We start from the raw sequence: 16,107 nt of genomic DNA, 5'->3' as shown, positions 1-16,107 counted from the left end.
CTCGTAAGAACATTTTTTCGTCCACTTCTTTGCGTAAATCATAAGTTCAACTTATAGCTGGTAGCCGGATTTAAATATTATTTATTGTTAAGTCTTCATGTATATTTGTACAATATCCATAGAGAGGGTGGTTTGTTTGGTGCAGGAAATGAGTGTGAAATTGTATGAGAAGCTTCCGGGTGGAGAATTGAAGGAGCTTGAAGAGCGCGTATGGAGCGGTAATATGATTGCGGCGCTGGAGCATGTTAATTATCTGGTGGTAGACAAGCGGGAATTTGAGACGGTGGAAGGTCGCTTGAATGTGGATGAGGGCAAGCTGGAGCTACTGCTCGTACCGATTGCACACGACTAAGTATAACTAAGTATAAGCAAATATCGCTAGGTCTGGGCAAATGCCGCTGAGTTTGGGCAAAACCACTGAGCCTGAGCAAGTAACGCTAAGCTTTAATTAGGTTTTTTGACTAAGTCAGTTTGGATTTATACCTAAGTCTGACCAGGTAAGAATACACACGATATGCACGATAAGCAGGGATAAGCAGCACAAAAAAGCAAGGTTCTTGGCAAGTTCGTAAGGAGGGAACCGGTTTTGACTAATAATGAAAAAACAACATCCCCAGAGAAAGCAACTTCAGCAGACCAGCAACGGAAGCATTCGGAGCGGGAGTCCGCAGGTTCGAAGTTTTTGACATCCGAGGGCAAGCCGCTGCGTGTATTGTCCACCTCGCTGGGCATTGCGCTATTGGCGAATGCCTTCTTGATACCCGGCTCGGGAGTTACGGCTGCTGGCACTAGTGCTGGCGGGGAGGAGCCCCAGCTTGTGGCTTGGTCAACGGAGGAAGTAAAGCAGTATTTTGATAAAAATGTAGACTGGAGTCTTCCGCTTCCGGTAGAGGAAGAAGAGGAAGGGACCGCAGAAAGTGCAGAAGGAAGCTCCGGCTCGGGTAGTGGTAGTGGAACGTCTGCCAGCCCGGTCGTCTACCATTCCGGGTTTGGCTGGGACGATATGCTGCTATATCATCTGCTGTTCAACAGCGGAGCTAACTACTCGTCCAGCCGCTGGCATGAAAATAATCGCGGGTACTACGCTGGCACGTCAACGCCCTATAAGCCCAAATCCTATTCCAGTGATACATTTCAGAATAAACAAACCGCGGGCTCCGTCGTCCGGCCAAAGACATCTACATCTTCGACCGGGTCTATTGTTCGGCGCTCGACCTCGTCAAAAGCGGGAGGAATCGGGGGCAAGTCTAGCGGTTTGGGTTCATCTTCCGGCTCCTCCGGTTCATCCAAAAGCTCCATTTCCGGCTCATCCTCGGGTCGTTCAAGCAAAGGGTTCTTTGGCGGATGACGGGCGAGAACAGCAGCTCTGTATTTGAGGTCGTTGGTCAGCCCCATGCCAATCGGGAGGAGCGGGTGCGGCAACTCGCTGAATTGGGCTTTACCTGGGCGGATATTGAGGAAGAGCAGTATTGGATGGATCAATTGGTACTGATGCCGAAGTCGCTGTATATGGAGTTGGAGCAGGCAGCGGCAAGACTATGGACTATTCTGGATAAAACGGTACGTTATATCCACCTGCGGCATGATTTGTACGAATTAATTGGCATTCCGCCGGTGCTATGGACCATGCTTGATGAATTGCCAATGCCGGAGCCAGGGCTCATTAGCCGTTATGCGCGGTTTGACTTTGCCATCTCAAGCGAAGGAGCCATCAAGCTGCTGGAGTTGAACGCCGATACGCCGACCGGGTACGTCGAGTCCTCGATTGCCACGCCTTGGCTGATGGAGCAAGCAGGCTACACTTCACCCAATGCTCGCATGAAGGAGCTTCTTGCCGAGGCCTGGGCAACGGAACAGCCTGATACGGTGGCATGCATGGAATATGGACAACACTTGGAGGATTCCGGGACGATTGAAGCCTTGGGACGTCACAGCGGGCTCAAGCTTCATTATGAGGATTGCTTGGAGTTATGGGTCGATGAAGGGACGCTAAAGACCAAGGACAATCGTATCGTCGAGCGGATGTTTGCCTTATATCCAAAAGAATGGATGGCTGTGGACGATGCCGGGGAAGCACTCAGCTATGCCATTGAGACGGGAAGGCTGACAATATTCAACGGACCGCATAGTATTTTGCTGCAATCCAAGGGTCTGCTGGCAGCGGCTTGGGGACTTTACGAATTGGGACTGCTGTTCAACGATCAAGAGCGTGAGGCGATTGCGAAATACGTATTGCCCACGTATAACAAGCCGGTTTTCTCCGGCAGCTTCGTTTCCAAGTCAATGTTCGGGCGCGAGGGAGGCTCGGTACGGATGTTTGATGCCGAAGGTCAGCTTGAACTGGAGGATCAGGAGGGGTTTGACAGCAGTGTGTTATTTCCTTCGGTCTATCAAAAGAGGGCAGACTTGGCGCGCATTCAGACGGCTTATGGAGAATACCACCTCTTGACCGGCCTGTTCATGCTGAACGGAACCCCTTGCGGCATGCTGGGGCGGGCCGGCGGGCTGATTACCGGCAATGCCAGTCACTTTATCCCGTTGGGAGTGAAATAAATGTACGTGCACAAACAGAATAAAATTCGGCGAAGTGGGGTGGCCGCCTTGCTTCTGCTGCTCATGCTGGCGCTTAGCGCTTGCGGAGGACAATCAAATCTTTTCTCCGTAGATCGTGGAAGTGAAGCGGCCTTAACGACCTCACGCGTGCCATGGGACTATAAAATTGTCGAAGCCACCGTAGGGGATTTGGTGGGAAGCGATATGACGATTCTCCCGGACAACGATTTGTTGCCTAATGATAATAACTACGCTACCGGGGATCGGATATGGGTGCTTCAATTCATGGACGCCGAATTAACCACAGACGAAAATCAGAAGAATGAGGTACGCCTGTCATCGTGGACAACGCTCAAGACCTACTCGGATCAAGCGGCGGCCGAGCAGGATTTGGCTGAGCTGAAGGTATCCATCACTACCGAAGTCGGCTTGGTAGGGGTGTACAAGACCGAGTATCAAGGCAAGACTCGGGCCTTTGCCGTGCTGGAGCTGCCGACGGGCAACCGGATTAAGCAGCCGATTGATGATGCGCGTTACACGGTGTTGGAGAAAGAAAAGAAGGCTTTAGTCGTGCTGGAGGAAGTGCATGATTTTGCCGATTATGATTTAGCATTTGCCAAATTTCGGGGGTGGGCGGAATGATAATAGCCATCAATATCCTGATTAGTGTGGTCGCGATGATCCTGCTGCAATTGTTGGGAATGGTTGTATTTAACTGGATGACGCCATATCGTGATATGGATGAGCTAAAGAAAGGTAATGTGGCCGTCGCCCTGGCGCTCGGTGGAAAATTTCTGGGTACGGCGATTATTTTGGGGGTATCCGCCTTTACAAATACGTCCATAGTGCATATGGTCATTTGGTTTGCAGTAGGGTACATTTGCTTGATTGCTTCCTATTGGATTTTTGAGCTGGTGACACCGGGCTTTAACGTCTCCGAGCAATTAAAGAAGGGGAACATTGCCGTCGGCACGCTGCTATGTATGGTGTTTATTGGCATGGCGTTTGCCGTGAGCAGTCTGATTATCTAAGCTGGCATGAAGCAGTCAGGCTCCTTCAATATAATAAAGAACGGCAAGGCAGGAAGGTATCTTCTGTCTTGCCGTTTTTTATTGTAGCTGACTATTCGCGGTCAGGCCCATCTCCAAGCTTGCCTAGAAAATCTTGAATTTGCCGGTGCATGGCCGTGACGTCTTCCAGATTGACCTGAGTATCAGCGAAAAGTCGCAGAGGAACAGTGCATGCCTTCTCTTGCAGCTTTTTGCCGGTCTCGGTCAACCGGATAATGACATTGCGTTCGTCGGCTTTGTCCCGGGTACGGGTAATCAGGTCCATGCCCTCCAGCTTCTTGAGCAAGGGCGTCAGGGTTCCGGAATCAAGCATTAATTCAGTCCCGAGCTCCTTGACGGTGACGCCATCCCGTTCCCACAAGGCTAGCAGTGTAATATATTGCGTGTATGTCAATCCTAGCTCTGTAAGCAGGGGCCGATACAGCCTCATGATCTCGCGGGAGCAAGTATAGAAAGCAAAGCATAGCTGGTTGTCTAATTTCATCAGCCCGCCATCGATCAAGTCCTTGGACGATAAGCTCTGTTCTGTCCATTCATCCAGTTCCATTTTTTCTCACCCACCATTTAATTGTGTGCAATCTATTTGTTGTGCAGCCATTATAGCATCCTTGGAGACAGCAAGTAAAGGAGTCATTCACCTGTGCATTGATAAGCATCATACCCGCTACATCTTTATATCCTTTGTCCAATCGTAGTTGGATTTGACATAGATAATTAAATTGCATACAATTGAATTACACTAAATTAAAAAATAAATTTATGGAGGTTATGTGGATGTCTCTGTATGATATCGAAGTGAAAACGATTCAAGGTCAAGTGCAAACGTTGGAGCCTTATCGCGGACAGGTGCTGTTAATTGTGAATACGGCAACCAAATGCGGCTTTGCACCACAATTCAAGGGCTTGCAGAAGCTGCACGATACCTACAAGGATCAGGGCTTTTCCGTGCTTGGCTTCCCTTCGGCGCAATTTGCCAATCAGGAGCTAGCAACGGATGAAGAGGTTGCCCAGGCTTGTGAGCTGAACTTTGGCGTATCCTTTCCGTTGTTCTCCAAGATTGATGTGAATGGCAAAAATGCGCATCCACTCTTCCAGTACCTAACCGATGAGGCGCCAGGATTATTGGGCTCCAAGGCGATTAAATGGAACTTCACCAAATTTCTGGTCGATGGGCAAGGTCAGGTTGTCAAACGGTTTGCTCCAGCGGATGAACCTGCCAGTATTGAGGCGAATATCCGCGAGCTGCTGAGTACCAAAGCGAACGTATAGCTCCAGCAAACAAGCGGCCTCCCTTCCTGTGAAATGCAGGAAGGGAGGCCGCTTGTTGTTCTGGGGCTAAAGCTAAACCAATTTCTTGCGTAATGCGCCAGAAATGAGGTCCAGTAGGGTGATCATGACGATAATGCCCAGCAGGATGATGCCGACGCGGTCCCAGTCCCGGGAGCTTAGGGCAAAAATCAGTGGTGTACCGATGCCGCCGGCTCCGATGACCCCAAGAATCGTAGCAGAGCGAAGGTTAATCTCGAAGCGGTACAGCGTGTAAGAGAGGAAGCCTGGCAATACCTGTGGCAGTACGGCGAACCACATAATTTGCAGACGGGTGGCTCCGGCAGCCAGAAGGGCCTCGGTAGGCCCTTGATCCATGTTCTCGATTTCATCCGCGAACAGCTTGCCCAGCATGCCGACAGAATGAAGTCCGAGTGCCAATACACCGGCGAATGATCCCGGCCCCACGGCTTTGATGAACAGCAGAGCCATAACGATTTCCGGGAAGGTGCGGACGAAGCTCAGCACCATCTTGCCCGAGCCGGAGAACCAGCGCGTTCGGCTCATATTGGCCGCTGCCCAGAAGGCGAAGGGAACACAGATCACGGTTGAAATAAAGGTGCCCAGGATCGAAATGCTCAACGTTTCAAGCAACCCCCGCAGCAGGTCCTCACCGTCTGGCAAATAGACGTAATTCCAATCCGGAGAGAAGAGTCCGGTAAGGATCGACTGGGTAATTTGCCCTGCCGTTTCCTTGATGCCGTTCATCGGGATGCCTGAGAAGGCCCAAATATAAATCAAGGCAAGCAGCAGGTAAATCAGCACGCGATAGCGGCTCTTTTTTGGCTTGGCTATTTTATGGCGCCAGTTCGTGGAAGGGGGGTTATTTGGCGTTGGCGTATGGGTCGTATTTGTCGTCATAGCAACTTCTCCCGCAATTTGGTACTTGCATAGTCGATAAGCAGGACAACAGCGAGTGTGAACAAAATAATGACACACGTCTTGTCGTACTCCAGAAATCCTAGCGTGACTTCATAATAGTGACCGATCCCGCCGGCGCCCACCAGTCCAAGGACTGCGGCGGCCCGAACGTTGATTTCAAAGGCGTACAAGACGTAAGACATAAAGTGCGCCTGAATTTGTGGTACTACGCCGAAGAAGATACGCTGGATGGAAGAGGCCCCGACAGAGGTCATGGCCTCCAGAGGGCCACGATCGATGGTTTCCAGCGATTCATAAGTCAGCTTGCCAATCAATCCGAACGAGAACACGGATAGGGCGAGCATACCGGGCAAGGGCCCCAGACCAAAGATGGCCACAAAAATAGCGGCCAGCAGCAGATCCGGGATGGTTCGCACCAGGTTGAGCACGAATCGGATCGGCTGATATATCCAGGCGCTGCGGCTAAGGTTGCTGGCACAGAGCAGGGCTACCGGTATAGCGAGAATGGCTCCAATGGTCGTTCCGATCAGCGCCATACGGATCGTCTCCAGCATGGCGGGTACGATGTTGTCGAAGTAGCTCCATCTCGGCGGGAACATTTCCCGCAACAGGTCGAGCATGTTGGGAGAGCCCTGAATCAGCTTGCCCAGCGTAGCCTCGGTATTGACTGAGCTGCCCCAGAGCAGCAGCAGAATAATGATTCCCGTCAAATAGTGCTTTAGCTTGCTGGGCGCCTCAGGGCGCTGCGGGCTGCTGCCGGCCTGAACGCCATTGTGATGCGGCGGAAGCATGCTCATCGGGCCCGGGCCTCCAGTTCCTGCTTATCTTGTAAACGACTTGCCAATAATTCTTCGTCATCGATCGGGCGGCCGTAAATCTCTGCGAAGCGTTCATCGGTGGCTTCGGACACCGGGCCGTCGAACACGACCTGCCCGGCACGCAGACCGATAATGCGGGTGGCATATTGGCGGGCCAGATCGACGAAATGCAGGTTGATGATCGTAGTAATACCAAGCTCGACATTAATCCGCTTCAAGTCGTCCATGACCTGCTTAGTGGTCAGAGGGTCCAGCGAGGCTACCGGCTCATCCGCCAGGATGATCTTGGCTTCCTGTGCCAGGACTCGGGCGATGGCTACCCGCTGTTGCTGCCCACCGGACAGTTCATCCGCCCGGGAGTAGGCCTTCTCCACGATATTAACGCGATCCAGAGCCTGAAAGGCCAACTCGATGTCAGCTGCGGGGAAGCGGCCCAGCAGCGTGCGGAGGGTAGAATGATAACCTACACGTCCAGCCAGCACGTTGCGCAAGACCGATGAACGCTTCACCAGGTTGAAGCTTTGGAAGATCATGCCTACATCGCGGCGTATCATGCGCAGCTCTTTGCCCGCTGCCTGGGTAATCGATTTGCCATCAATCACGATATCGCCAGAGGAGATATCGTGCAGCCGATTCATAGAACGCAGCAAGGTAGACTTGCCAGCCCCGGATAGGCCGACTACAGCGATGAATTCGCCTTGTTCAATGCGCAGATTGATCTGATCCAGCCCTTTAGTGCCGTTCGGATAGGTTTTTGAGACATCACGTAATTCAATCACAGAAAAACTCCTTTATTTTAGAGGTTGTTCAAAAAGTCGTCCTCCCAGGACGGAGTTGTTCTAGGAGGAAGCATAAGCCTCCATCCTGTAAACCTGACTTCTTGAACACGCACTATTAGAAAATAATCTGACAAGAACACACAGCCAGCCACGAGCGCGGGGGCACTCCGACTGGCCGGCATCGTCTATTCGCCGCCCTCTATTGATCTTCGCGGCATAAACTTAGGAATTAACGAGGGTTGAATGATTGTGTGAGACAGGATGTCCCTGAACTACTCCGTTCTTACCTTTTCGTTATACTCACGAACCGTATCAAAGGCACTGTCGCTCGATTCCACATATCCTTCGTGGGTATAGATATCGGAAATGATTTGGTGACCTTCTTCATCCTTGCCGATATCAATGAAGGCATCCTTCAACTTCTGCACCCACTCGGCGCTCATGTCAGAGCGGACGGAAATCGTATCGTTAGGAATAGGCTCGGTATACGTCAGGACCCGGGTATCTTCAAATACCGAAGGGTAATCCGCTTTTACGGTGTTACGTGCATCTTGGAATATCGCAGCGGCATCGACATCGCCGTTCAACACGGCGATAACGCCTTGGTCATGTCCCTTGACCGTAATGGCCTCGACATCGGCTAGCGGATCCAGTCCGGCAGCGAGTAGCGCACCGGCAGGCCATACGTAACCGGCAGAAGAAGTTACATTTTGGTAGGCGATTTTTTTGCCCTTCAAATCTTCAATAGATTGAATCTTAGAATCTTTCTTGACGATGATCATCGCCTTGTAGAAATCAACCAGTTCATCCGTAGGAGCGCCTGTCTCATCCTGAACGCCATACCGCTGGGCTTGTAAAATAACCTCGGCAGCGCCCTTATCCTTGGCCAGCACATAAGCGGTAGGAGGCAAGAAGCCCACGTCCACTTGCTTGGAGGCCATAGCCTCAATAATCGTGTTATAATCGGTGGATACGCTAACCTTTACAGGAACGCCCAGACGGTCTGTCAGCAGCTTTTCCAGCGGCTTGGCCTTGGCTTCCAGCGTGTCGGCATTTTGTGAAGGGACGAATTGAACGGTCAAGGTTTCTGGAACATAGCCTGTATCGGCAGGTTGCTCGTCAGCGGTCTTGTTGCTATTTGTTGTGGCGGCGTTGGTTTGTCCGCTTTCTTTAGATGTATTCCCGCCATTGTTGGCCGGAGCGGTGTTCCCACAAGCTCCCAGAACAAAGGAAAAAATCAGAAATAAAGGTAGAATCAACTTCGTAATCTTCTTCAATTCAAATGACCTCCACTTTTTAGGTTATATGTAGATTATGTGAATACTATAAAAGACTTTTGTTATCATTCCGTCAGAAATAACACAGCCTTTTGTTAAATTTGCAATTATAGTAATTTTTACATAAATATAAACCAGTCTTGATAGAATGGGATAGTACATCTATCCCGGATATAAAGGTGGGCTAAGCCGATGACAGAAAACAAATCTATGAATGATTCGATGGTGGCATTAACCAATAAGGTGAATTCCGCAGAGCTGATCTATCAGATTCTAGTAACTAGTGATATTCACGGTTCGATCTACCCCACTGACTATCGGACGTCAGAGGAACAGCCATGGGGGCTGGCCAAGCTGGCTACCCTCATCCGGCGCGAACGCCAGCGGTATCCCGGACTGCTGTTGCTGGACAATGGGGATTCGTTGCAGGGGACGCCGCTGTGCTCCTATTTTGTCAAATACCGGAAGGATGAGATGCATCCGGCCATTGAAGTGATGAATAAACTTGGTTATGACGCCGCTGTGCCAGGCAACCACGAGTTCAATTATGGTGCGGAAGTGCTGCGTCGGGCAGTTGAGCAGTCCCGGTTCCCGTGGCTATCAGCGGGAATTGTTGAAGCGGAGAGTGGAGAGCCGGCTTTTGGCAAGCCTTATATTCTGCAGACAACAGAGGAAGGCATCCGGATAGCTGTACTGGGAGTGACTACGCATTATATTCCTAACTGGGAAAACCCTAGGCACATTGCCGATTGGACATTTCGGGATGTGTTGGAGACCGTGAAGGCGTGGGTTCCCCGTATTCGCGACGAGGAGCGGCCGGATTTGCTGATTGTGAGCTACCATGGCGGATTTGAATGCGATCTGGACACCGGGGAGCCTAGCGAACGCCTGACTGGGGAGAATCAGGGATCGGCCATTTGCCGGGAAGTGCCGGGTATTGATATCCTGATCACCGGCCATCAGCATCGCCGGATTGCGGGCGAGATTGAAGGCGTAACGATTCTTCAACCTGGCTATAACGGACAAGCTCTAGGCAAGCTTGTAGTCCGGTTTCAGCATCATCAAGACGGCTGGAGGATCGCAGGGAAAACGGCGGAGCTTCTTGTTCCGGATGCGGATATTCCGGCTGATGAGCAGGTGCTTGAATGGATTGCCCCTGTCGAGGCGGAGACGCAAGCCTGGCTGGATCAGCCTATCGGTTGCGTAAATGGGGATATGAGCATTTCCAGTGCTTTTGAATGTCGGTTGGCTGATCATCCGTTCATTGAGTTCGTGAACCGGGTACAGATGGAGGCGGCCGGGGTAGATATATCCAATACTGCGTTGCTTAGTGAGCAATCGGGTGGCTTCCAGGGCAGTATAACGATGCGGGATGTTCTTACGAACTTTATGTACCCCAATACGCTAACCGTCCTCCGTTTAACGGGAAGGGATATTCGAATGGCGCTGGAGCAGACGGCCGGTTACTTTGTGGTTGATGATTCCAATAAGGTAGCTATTAATCCCGACTATATACAGCCCAAGCCTCAACATTATAACTACGATATGTGGGAAGGCATTGAATACGAGCTTGCGGTAGATCGACCTGCCGGGGAGCGGGTGGTCAAGCTGAACTATCATGGTACCCCGCTGCCGGATGAGACGGAAGTGGATGTCGTTATGAATAACTACCGGGCGGGCGGAGGCGGAGATTATGAAATGTACCGGGGCAAGCCGATTATTCGGGAAATTCAACAGGATATGGCAGAATTAGTAGCCGAATATATCGCTCGAACCGGAACGATTGCTGCGAGTTGCGATCAAAATTGGCGGGTCACCGTGCAAGGTGTGGGTGTGATCTGTTAAGATAGCAAAGCATAACCAAGGCAAGGCCAACACTTACATAAGTTGAATTCAAGAATAGACAGAACAAGCAAACACAAATTCAGCTTATTAAAGACAAGGAAGAGGGAGCGCGCTGTGATGAGTTCGAATGGTACCATAAGTCCGGCGATTTCCATCGTAGTTTTGGGGGTTGCCTTGCTGGCGGCACTATCCATTGTGTACCGAAGCTGGCGTAATGGCATCTCCCCGATGCCTAGCCCGGCAGTGGTACGCCGGGCAGCCGTAAGGGAGCTGCGAAAGCTGCTGCGGACCAGTGCTCCTGACACAGCCAATGGCATCTCCAGGGAGCTTGATGCTGCTGTGGAGCATGGAACGATTGTCGAATCGGGATCGGGCTGGGGGTCGTTGGCGCTGGACCTTGCCCGTGCCTTCCCGAAGCGGCAGATTATCGGCCTGGAGAACTCCATCATTCCGTGGCTCTTTTCTCGTCTGGCAGCCCGCCTGAGTGCTGTTCGGAATGTGCAGTTTGATCGCAGCGATATCTATGGATACTCCTATAAGGATGCAGCGGTGGTCGTCTGCTATTTGTATTCCGGGGCGATGAAACGACTTGACCCGATTTTGCGTGCCGGGCTTGAGCCTGGCACATGGGTGGTAAGTATTTGCTTTGCGCTTCCGGGCTGGCGGGCTGCTCATGAGATCACCTGCAGTGACCTGTACCGTACGAAAATATATTTCTATCGGATAGAACCTGATGAGAAGGAAGGAATTTAAATGAGTGATTCTGTGAATGAGCAGGAATTGGTTCAGTATATTGCTGGACACGTCAAGACTACTGTCGAGAATATTCGGCTGGTGTTGAAGCATGAGACGGACTTTATTGACCAGGCTCATCAGAAGGCCAAGGGCGAGGTGGACATCGATGGGGATGAACTGGTGGACTATGTGCTTAGTCGCCCGGATATCCAGCTGGATGAGCTGACGGTCGATACTATTCTTGATTTGGAGATGGATTTTTTAATTGAAAAGGGCCTGGCCGGCTACGCCGATTAATGCTGGAGAAGGATCACGAGCATGGAAGTTACCCTAACTCAATAACCGCAGAAATTTACGATAAATAAAACTGGTTCAGCGCCCTAAATATTGGGGGCGCTGGGCTTTCTTTTGCTACAAATTTGCAAGGCTGGGCTTTATGATGGGAACATACTAGTTAGGGGGACAACCATGTGCAAATACGTAGCATCGGTACTAAAATAAGTCTTATAGTAATTATTATCGTACTTCTGGTCGCCGGTAGCGTGGGGCTGGTGGCGAAGTGGCAGATGGAGAGCGGGATTAAAACGTTTGCTACTGCCAAGGCCAAAAGTGATGTCCAGCTGACTAGCAGGTATGTGGATAGTAAGTACCCGGGAAGCTGGCATGTAGAGGGGGAGAGCCTCTACAAAGGCGATGTCGAAATCAGTGGCAACTTTGAGCTGGTGGACGAGATTGGGGAAATGACTGAGGATACGGTCACTATATTCCGGGGGGATACCCGGGTGTCGACTAACATTTTGGCAGAAGGTGAGCGGGTGGTCGGAACAAAGGTATCCGATCAGGTTGCCGAGGTTGTTTTGAAGCAAGGCAACAGCTATTACGGGGAAGCCGAGGTGCTGGGCCGTTCGTATCAAGCGGCATATGAACCACTTAAAGCAGATAATGGCGAAGTTATCGGCATTCTCTATGTAGGGGCCTCACAGGAGCAAATCGAGATCATTCAAGCTGCATTTGTTAAATATAACACCGTGGTAGGGCTGATTGCGGTGGTGCTATCAGTGGCAATTGTGCTCGCTTATATGCGGCGAATTAGCAAGCGACTGGGCCGCATTACGGAAGCTATGGGTAAAGCCGGGGCTGGCGATTTCACTACGGTAGTTCATGATCCGGCCCAGGACGAGATCGGACGTCTTAGTGCTGGCTACAACCAAATGGGCGCCAGCTTGCAGCAGCTTGTGCGGCAGGGCCAGCTAACCTCGGACAAAATGGCTGGGGAAGCTAGGGCATTGCAGCATGTGGCAGAGCAGGCCACGACGGATTCGGCACGAATTGCGGCTTCCATTGAGCAGGTAGCCGCCGGGGCTGAGGATCAAACGCAAAGCATGGCCGAGAACGCCCGGGCGATGGAGGAGATTGCGGTTGGCATCCAGCAAATTGCCGAGCATGCCGCTGATGCCGCGGAACTGGCCGGGCAATCCAGACAACATGCCGAGGGTGGCGGGAATCAAGTCCGTCGTACCGTGGAGCAGATGGATTCCATCGATCGCTCCGTGCAGGTCAGCGGCTCGCTGGTTCGTCTCTTGAATGACAAATCTCAGGAGATCGCTCAGATGATAGGGATTATTCAGGGAATTTCTCGTCAGACGAACTTGCTTGCACTAAATGCCTCAATCGAAGCGGCTCGTGCTGGTGAGGAAGGCCGGGGATTTGCGGTCGTAGCCTCAGAGGTACGCAAGCTGGCCGAGCAATCGGAGGCTTCATCAGGCCGAATCGCTGAAGTGATGAACGAGATTGACTCGGATATCAAGGAATCGCTGGCGGCGATGGACGAGGTGATCCGGGAGGTGGAAGTCGGATTGTCCTTGACACGGGAGACGGATCGTAGCTTTGCGGGGATCGCTGCTTCAAGCGGGCAGATTGCTGAGCGAATCGAGCAGCTTGCAGCTACAGTCGAGCAAATGTCAGCAGGAATTCAGGAAGTGACGGCATCCGTACAGGTGATTGCGGATATTGCCCGTGCTGCGGGAGATGCTTCGCAAGAGGTGACCGGAGCCTCTTCCAATCAGCTAGCTTCGATTGCCGAGATCAATGCTTCTTGCGTTTCGTTGTCGCAAGTATCCACCGAGTTGCAGCAGGTACTCAGCAAATTTAAGATTCAGGCATAGTAAGTCACGTATAAATCAATTGAACAACTTATCATCGTGAACGACATGACCCGTCTGCGGCTGCTCTGGAAGCAGTCGCAGACGGGTCATACTGCGTTCGGCGTGCCTTGGGCTGGCGGTTTCGCTGAACACTGCAGCTGTTCGGCCTCAGGCTATTCCTGTACCGAGCACAAGCAAGAAGGCAGTTAACGTCCCGACCAAGGCTCCGGCCAGCACGTCGGAGGGATAATGAACGCCCAGATAAATGCGTGACAAGCCGACCATGCAAGCCAATGGCAGGAGAACTTGAGCGAGAGAAGGAGCCGCGAAGAGAAAGGGAATCAACGTAGAGAAGGCGGCGGTGGTGTGCCCGGAAGGGAAGGAATAGTCTTTGAGCGGGAGGATCGAAATCTTCGCTTGGGCTAGGGCATGATAAGGGCGGACACGCTGGAATCTTCTCTTGATCAGTACGGCCAGCAGATGGCTGATGATCAAAGAAGACAAGCTGAGCCAACCGGCCCATTGCCAGATGCCGTTGGCGAACAGAATGACCGAGATGGTGAATGGGACCGTGAACGCTGCACTGCCCAAATGGGTCAGTGCTTTCAGAACACGGTCCAGTAGAGGGTGGCTTAGTGAATGATTGCACCAGAAGAACAACCGGTTATCATATTCACGCAGCCTGACATAATAACGGTGTCTCATGTTTACCACGTCACTCCCATGCTTTGAGATTAGCGGGAGGCCTAGCGTGCCTCCATAGGTACATTAAGCAATAGACACGCTTATATCAGTCGAACAAATGATTTAGGCTATGAAGCTGAAGCAGGCGAGAGATGTTCTTACGATCGACCGATATCATCTTGCTGCCTATCGGCTATCGGCAAGTATTGTCCATTGACCCGTCAGCCGCAGAACCTCATGCACGATAATGTCGGTGGCATGACCGGCCGCCAGCGCATCATATTGTCTTAGCATTTGCTCTCTCTTCACGGTGGAACAGAGAATCTCTTGTACTTGTTCCCCTAGACGGCGGGAGGATGAAGCGATGACGGCTGCTCCCCTGCGTTCCAGATAGCGTGCGTTCTCCCGTTCCTGCCCGGAAAAAGGTTTATAGATGATGATGGGCGTGCGAATTTGAATCGCCTCGGAGAGAGTGATGCCCCCGGCCTTGGTGATGATGCACGAAGCCTGACGCATGCGGTCATGAACAGCTTCCACATAACCGAATAGCCGCAGCCGCTCATCGTTCCCGAAGCGACGCTCCAGCCGCCGTCTCAACTTGTCATTGCCACCACAGATGACATCGACCTGCACATCTGGCATCGCCAAAAGGTTGCGGATTATAAGCTGGATATCCGGCAGGGGAATGTGAGCTCCCATCATGACCAGGACGGAACGGATCTGCTCCTGTCCCATCGGCTGTGATACAGGAAGCGACGAGACAGGCGTTCGCTCGTAGAACGGCTCCCGGACCGGAATGCCGCTGACCGTAATAGCCTCCGGGCGTACACCGCGACGCACCATGTCTCGTTTCAAGTCCTCGGTAGCCACGTAGAAGCGGTCGGCTTCAGTGAAAAGCCAGCGGTTGTGCAGACTGAAATCGGTCACAACGGTGAATAGCGGCACGTGAATGCCGTGCTTCTTCAAGTGAGCGGAGATACCACCAAACGGAAAGGTGCTGATAATCGCATCTGGCCGTTGCTCCTTAAGAATGTTTATCAGCTTCTTCATGCCAAGCATGTTGCCCCATTTGGCGAGTGCGTTGGTCTGCTCCAGATTGCGGGTGGCATAGTAGCTCCATCCGTAATAATCCAAGCCATAGGCTGAAAAGTACGGACTGTATAAATATAAATGCCGGGACAGTGAGTTCATGCCCGGATGAGCTTCTTGATATAGATCGATGATACTGACCAATCCTGCACCATAGCGGTATAAGGATTGCTCCAGCGTACGCGCTACCTGAATGTGACCGTTGCCATATCCGGCAGTGAGAATGACAATATGTGCCTGATGCTCCATATTGGGTTGCCCGCCTTTCCATCCATAGATAAAAACACGTTCACCGCAATTAGTGTGAATTTAAAATAGTTTGAACAACCTTTATCAGTATATGCAGGATTCATACCTATTACTTTAGAGTCTTATTGTTATCTCCGTTTCAACGAATGCGGCCCTATTGTTAGCGTGGTGTAAAGCGGCTGCCAATGAGAGGGGATGAAGCAAAACTCTTTTCGATCCCGACATATCCTACATAAACCGTTATAATGGAAAATAACATCATGCGCAAGTAGGCACTACAGCTGTAGCGGAGGATGAAATGAAGGAGTTCAAGGAGAGGCTCGGGCCGAAGAGCATATTCGCGAAAATCAAAGGCTCCAGCGGCGATACGAAAAATACCGTCATAGAGCGGAGGCCGGCCTGACGTAATTCTCGACGTGGAAAATGCTGCCTGCACGACTTGTCCTTACTCACGCTTGGCAGCAAAATCATGGCTTATTTCTGCTTTGGCGTTCTGCTGCTGGGGATTTCCTACATGTACCACGGGTATCCAGTTATCTAAATGAGCGGGATCGCGCATCATGGAAGAAGCAACCTCAGGCGCCGCTGGCAGCGGGCAAGATTTGACGAACTATGAGTGCGCTTTTTTACCTGTAGCCATCGGGTAATCAGGTTCT

Annotated in this window: 17 protein-coding genes; 10 read left to right on the top strand and 7 right to left on the bottom strand. The window is 51.5% G+C overall.

The features are described 5' to 3' along the window. Positions 1-148: 148 nt before the first annotated feature. The 5 genes from C557_RS0102150 to C557_RS0102130 all read left to right on the top strand — a co-directional run bounded on the left by C557_RS0102150 (position 149) and on the right by C557_RS0102130 (position 3,584). Complete coding sequence (locus C557_RS0102150) at positions 149-352, top strand: hypothetical protein (protein WP_040676337.1); 204 nt, start codon at positions 149-151, stop codon at positions 350-352. A gap of 234 nt (positions 353-586) precedes the next feature. After that, positions 587-1,348, top strand: a complete 762-nt coding sequence (locus C557_RS0102145; protein WP_018750173.1) for a hypothetical protein — start codon at positions 587-589, stop codon at positions 1,346-1,348. Further along, the gene (locus tag C557_RS0102140; protein ID WP_018750172.1) at positions 1,345-2,553 is read left to right on the top strand and encodes a glutathionylspermidine synthase family protein; all 1,209 of its coding nucleotides are present in this window, start codon (positions 1,345-1,347) and stop codon (positions 2,551-2,553) included. The genes C557_RS0102145 and C557_RS0102140 overlap by 4 nt, the downstream gene beginning before the upstream one ends. Beyond that, the gene (locus tag C557_RS0102135; RefSeq protein ID WP_018750171.1) at positions 2,554-3,195 is read left to right on the top strand and encodes a hypothetical protein; all 642 of its coding nucleotides are present in this window, start codon (positions 2,554-2,556) and stop codon (positions 3,193-3,195) included. After that, on the top strand, positions 3,192-3,584 hold the full coding sequence (locus C557_RS0102130) for a DUF350 domain-containing protein (protein WP_018750170.1): 393 nt from the start codon (positions 3,192-3,194) through the stop codon (positions 3,582-3,584). The genes C557_RS0102135 and C557_RS0102130 overlap by 4 nt, the downstream gene beginning before the upstream one ends. A gap of 91 nt (positions 3,585-3,675) precedes the next feature. Here the strand turns inward: C557_RS0102130 and C557_RS0102125 are convergent, their stop codons facing one another. After that, on the bottom strand, positions 3,676-4,107 hold the full coding sequence (locus tag C557_RS0102125) for a MarR family winged helix-turn-helix transcriptional regulator (protein ID WP_040676335.1): 432 nt from the start codon (positions 4,105-4,107) through the stop codon (positions 3,676-3,678). Positions 4,108-4,397: 290 nt separating this feature from the next. Between C557_RS0102125 and C557_RS0102120 the strand changes: the two genes are divergently transcribed. Beyond that, positions 4,398-4,892 (top strand): glutathione peroxidase, encoded by a 495-nt coding sequence (locus tag C557_RS0102120; RefSeq protein ID WP_018750168.1) that lies wholly within the window; start codon positions 4,398-4,400, stop codon positions 4,890-4,892. A gap of 72 nt (positions 4,893-4,964) precedes the next feature. Here C557_RS0102120 and phnE (C557_RS0102115) read toward each other — a convergent pair whose 3' ends face one another. From phnE (C557_RS0102115) to C557_RS0102100, 4 genes are all read right to left on the bottom strand, one after another. After that, positions 4,965-5,810, bottom strand: a complete 846-nt coding sequence (phnE, locus tag C557_RS0102115) for a phosphonate ABC transporter, permease protein PhnE (RefSeq protein ID WP_018750167.1) — start codon at positions 5,808-5,810, stop codon at positions 4,965-4,967. Then, positions 5,807-6,628 carry a phosphonate ABC transporter, permease protein PhnE gene (gene phnE, locus C557_RS0102110; protein ID WP_018750166.1) on the bottom strand — a complete coding sequence of 274 codons (822 nt, stop codon included), beginning with the start codon at positions 6,626-6,628 and terminating at the stop codon, positions 5,807-5,809. Before phnE (C557_RS0102110) ends, phnE (C557_RS0102115) begins: the two co-directional genes overlap by 4 nt. Then, the gene (phnC, locus tag C557_RS0102105) at positions 6,625-7,428 is read right to left on the bottom strand and encodes a phosphonate ABC transporter ATP-binding protein (protein ID WP_018750165.1); all 804 of its coding nucleotides are present in this window, start codon (positions 7,426-7,428) and stop codon (positions 6,625-6,627) included. The genes phnE (C557_RS0102110) and phnC overlap by 4 nt, the downstream gene beginning before the upstream one ends. A 272-nt stretch (positions 7,429-7,700) precedes the next feature. Beyond that, on the bottom strand, positions 7,701-8,696 hold the full coding sequence (locus tag C557_RS0102100) for a phosphate/phosphite/phosphonate ABC transporter substrate-binding protein (protein ID WP_420805383.1): 996 nt from the start codon (positions 8,694-8,696) through the stop codon (positions 7,701-7,703). A gap of 201 nt (positions 8,697-8,897) precedes the next feature. Between C557_RS0102100 and C557_RS0102095 the strand changes: the two genes are divergently transcribed. From C557_RS0102095 to C557_RS0102080, 4 genes are all read left to right on the top strand, one after another. Continuing rightward, complete coding sequence (locus tag C557_RS0102095; protein WP_018750163.1) at positions 8,898-10,550, top strand: bifunctional metallophosphatase/5'-nucleotidase; 1,653 nt, start codon at positions 8,898-8,900, stop codon at positions 10,548-10,550. Between the two features lie 117 nt (positions 10,551-10,667). Continuing rightward, the gene (locus C557_RS0102090; protein ID WP_018750162.1) at positions 10,668-11,303 is read left to right on the top strand and encodes a class I SAM-dependent methyltransferase; all 636 of its coding nucleotides are present in this window, start codon (positions 10,668-10,670) and stop codon (positions 11,301-11,303) included. Further along, positions 11,304-11,582, top strand: a complete 279-nt coding sequence (locus tag C557_RS0102085) for a hypothetical protein (RefSeq protein WP_018750161.1) — start codon at positions 11,304-11,306, stop codon at positions 11,580-11,582. A 173-nt stretch (positions 11,583-11,755) separates the two neighbouring features. Then, a complete protein-coding gene (locus tag C557_RS0102080; RefSeq protein ID WP_018750160.1) occupies positions 11,756-13,450 on the top strand; it encodes a methyl-accepting chemotaxis protein in 1,695 nt (564 codons plus the stop codon). A 147-nt stretch (positions 13,451-13,597) separates the two neighbouring features. Here C557_RS0102080 and C557_RS0102075 read toward each other — a convergent pair whose 3' ends face one another. Then, positions 13,598-14,134, bottom strand: a complete 537-nt coding sequence (locus C557_RS0102075; protein ID WP_018750159.1) for a phosphatase PAP2 family protein — start codon at positions 14,132-14,134, stop codon at positions 13,598-13,600. Positions 14,135-14,299: 165 nt separating this feature from the next. Further along, positions 14,300-15,451 (bottom strand): MGDG synthase family glycosyltransferase, encoded by a 1,152-nt coding sequence (locus C557_RS0102070; protein WP_018750158.1) that lies wholly within the window; start codon positions 15,449-15,451, stop codon positions 14,300-14,302. Positions 15,452-16,107 lie beyond the last annotated feature (656 nt).

Origin of the sequence: Paenibacillus sanguinis 2301083 = DSM 16941 (assembly GCF_000374825.1) — a bacterium.
GTDB classification, from domain to species: Bacteria; Bacillota; Bacilli; order Paenibacillales; family Paenibacillaceae; genus Fontibacillus; species Fontibacillus sanguinis.
The sequence above is the reverse complement of the archived record's forward strand: the minus strand, read 5'-3'. Positions and strand labels throughout refer to the sequence as shown.

What these genes read in the sequence shown, in the direction of transcription:
- C557_RS0102150 (WP_040676337.1), top strand. Translation starts at nt 149, where the DNA reads ATGAGTGTGAAATTGTATGAGAAGCTTCCGGGTGGAGAATTGAAGGAG.
- C557_RS0102140 (WP_018750172.1), top strand. Translation starts at nt 1,345, where the DNA reads ATGACGGGCGAGAACAGCAGCTCTGTATTTGAGGTCGTTGGTCAGCCC.
- C557_RS0102135 (WP_018750171.1), top strand. Translation starts at nt 2,554, where the DNA reads ATGTACGTGCACAAACAGAATAAAATTCGGCGAAGTGGGGTGGCCGCC.
- C557_RS0102130 (WP_018750170.1), top strand. Translation starts at nt 3,192, where the DNA reads ATGATAATAGCCATCAATATCCTGATTAGTGTGGTCGCGATGATCCTG.
- C557_RS0102125 (WP_040676335.1), bottom strand. Translation starts at nt 4,107, where the DNA reads ATGAAATTAGACAACCAGCTATGCTTTGCTTTCTATACTTGCTCCCGC.
- C557_RS0102120 (WP_018750168.1), top strand. Translation starts at nt 4,398, where the DNA reads ATGTCTCTGTATGATATCGAAGTGAAAACGATTCAAGGTCAAGTGCAA.
- phnE (WP_018750167.1), bottom strand. Translation starts at nt 5,810, where the DNA reads ATGACGACAAATACGACCCATACGCCAACGCCAAATAACCCCCCTTCC.
- phnE (WP_018750166.1), bottom strand. Translation starts at nt 6,628, where the DNA reads ATGAGCATGCTTCCGCCGCATCACAATGGCGTTCAGGCCGGCAGCAGC.
- C557_RS0102095 (WP_018750163.1), top strand. Translation starts at nt 8,898, where the DNA reads ATGACAGAAAACAAATCTATGAATGATTCGATGGTGGCATTAACCAAT.
- C557_RS0102090 (WP_018750162.1), top strand. Translation starts at nt 10,668, where the DNA reads ATGAGTTCGAATGGTACCATAAGTCCGGCGATTTCCATCGTAGTTTTG.
- C557_RS0102085 (WP_018750161.1), top strand. Translation starts at nt 11,304, where the DNA reads ATGAGTGATTCTGTGAATGAGCAGGAATTGGTTCAGTATATTGCTGGA.
- C557_RS0102075 (WP_018750159.1), bottom strand. Translation starts at nt 14,134, where the DNA reads ATGAGACACCGTTATTATGTCAGGCTGCGTGAATATGATAACCGGTTG.
- C557_RS0102070 (WP_018750158.1), bottom strand. Translation starts at nt 15,451, where the DNA reads ATGGAGCATCAGGCACATATTGTCATTCTCACTGCCGGATATGGCAAC.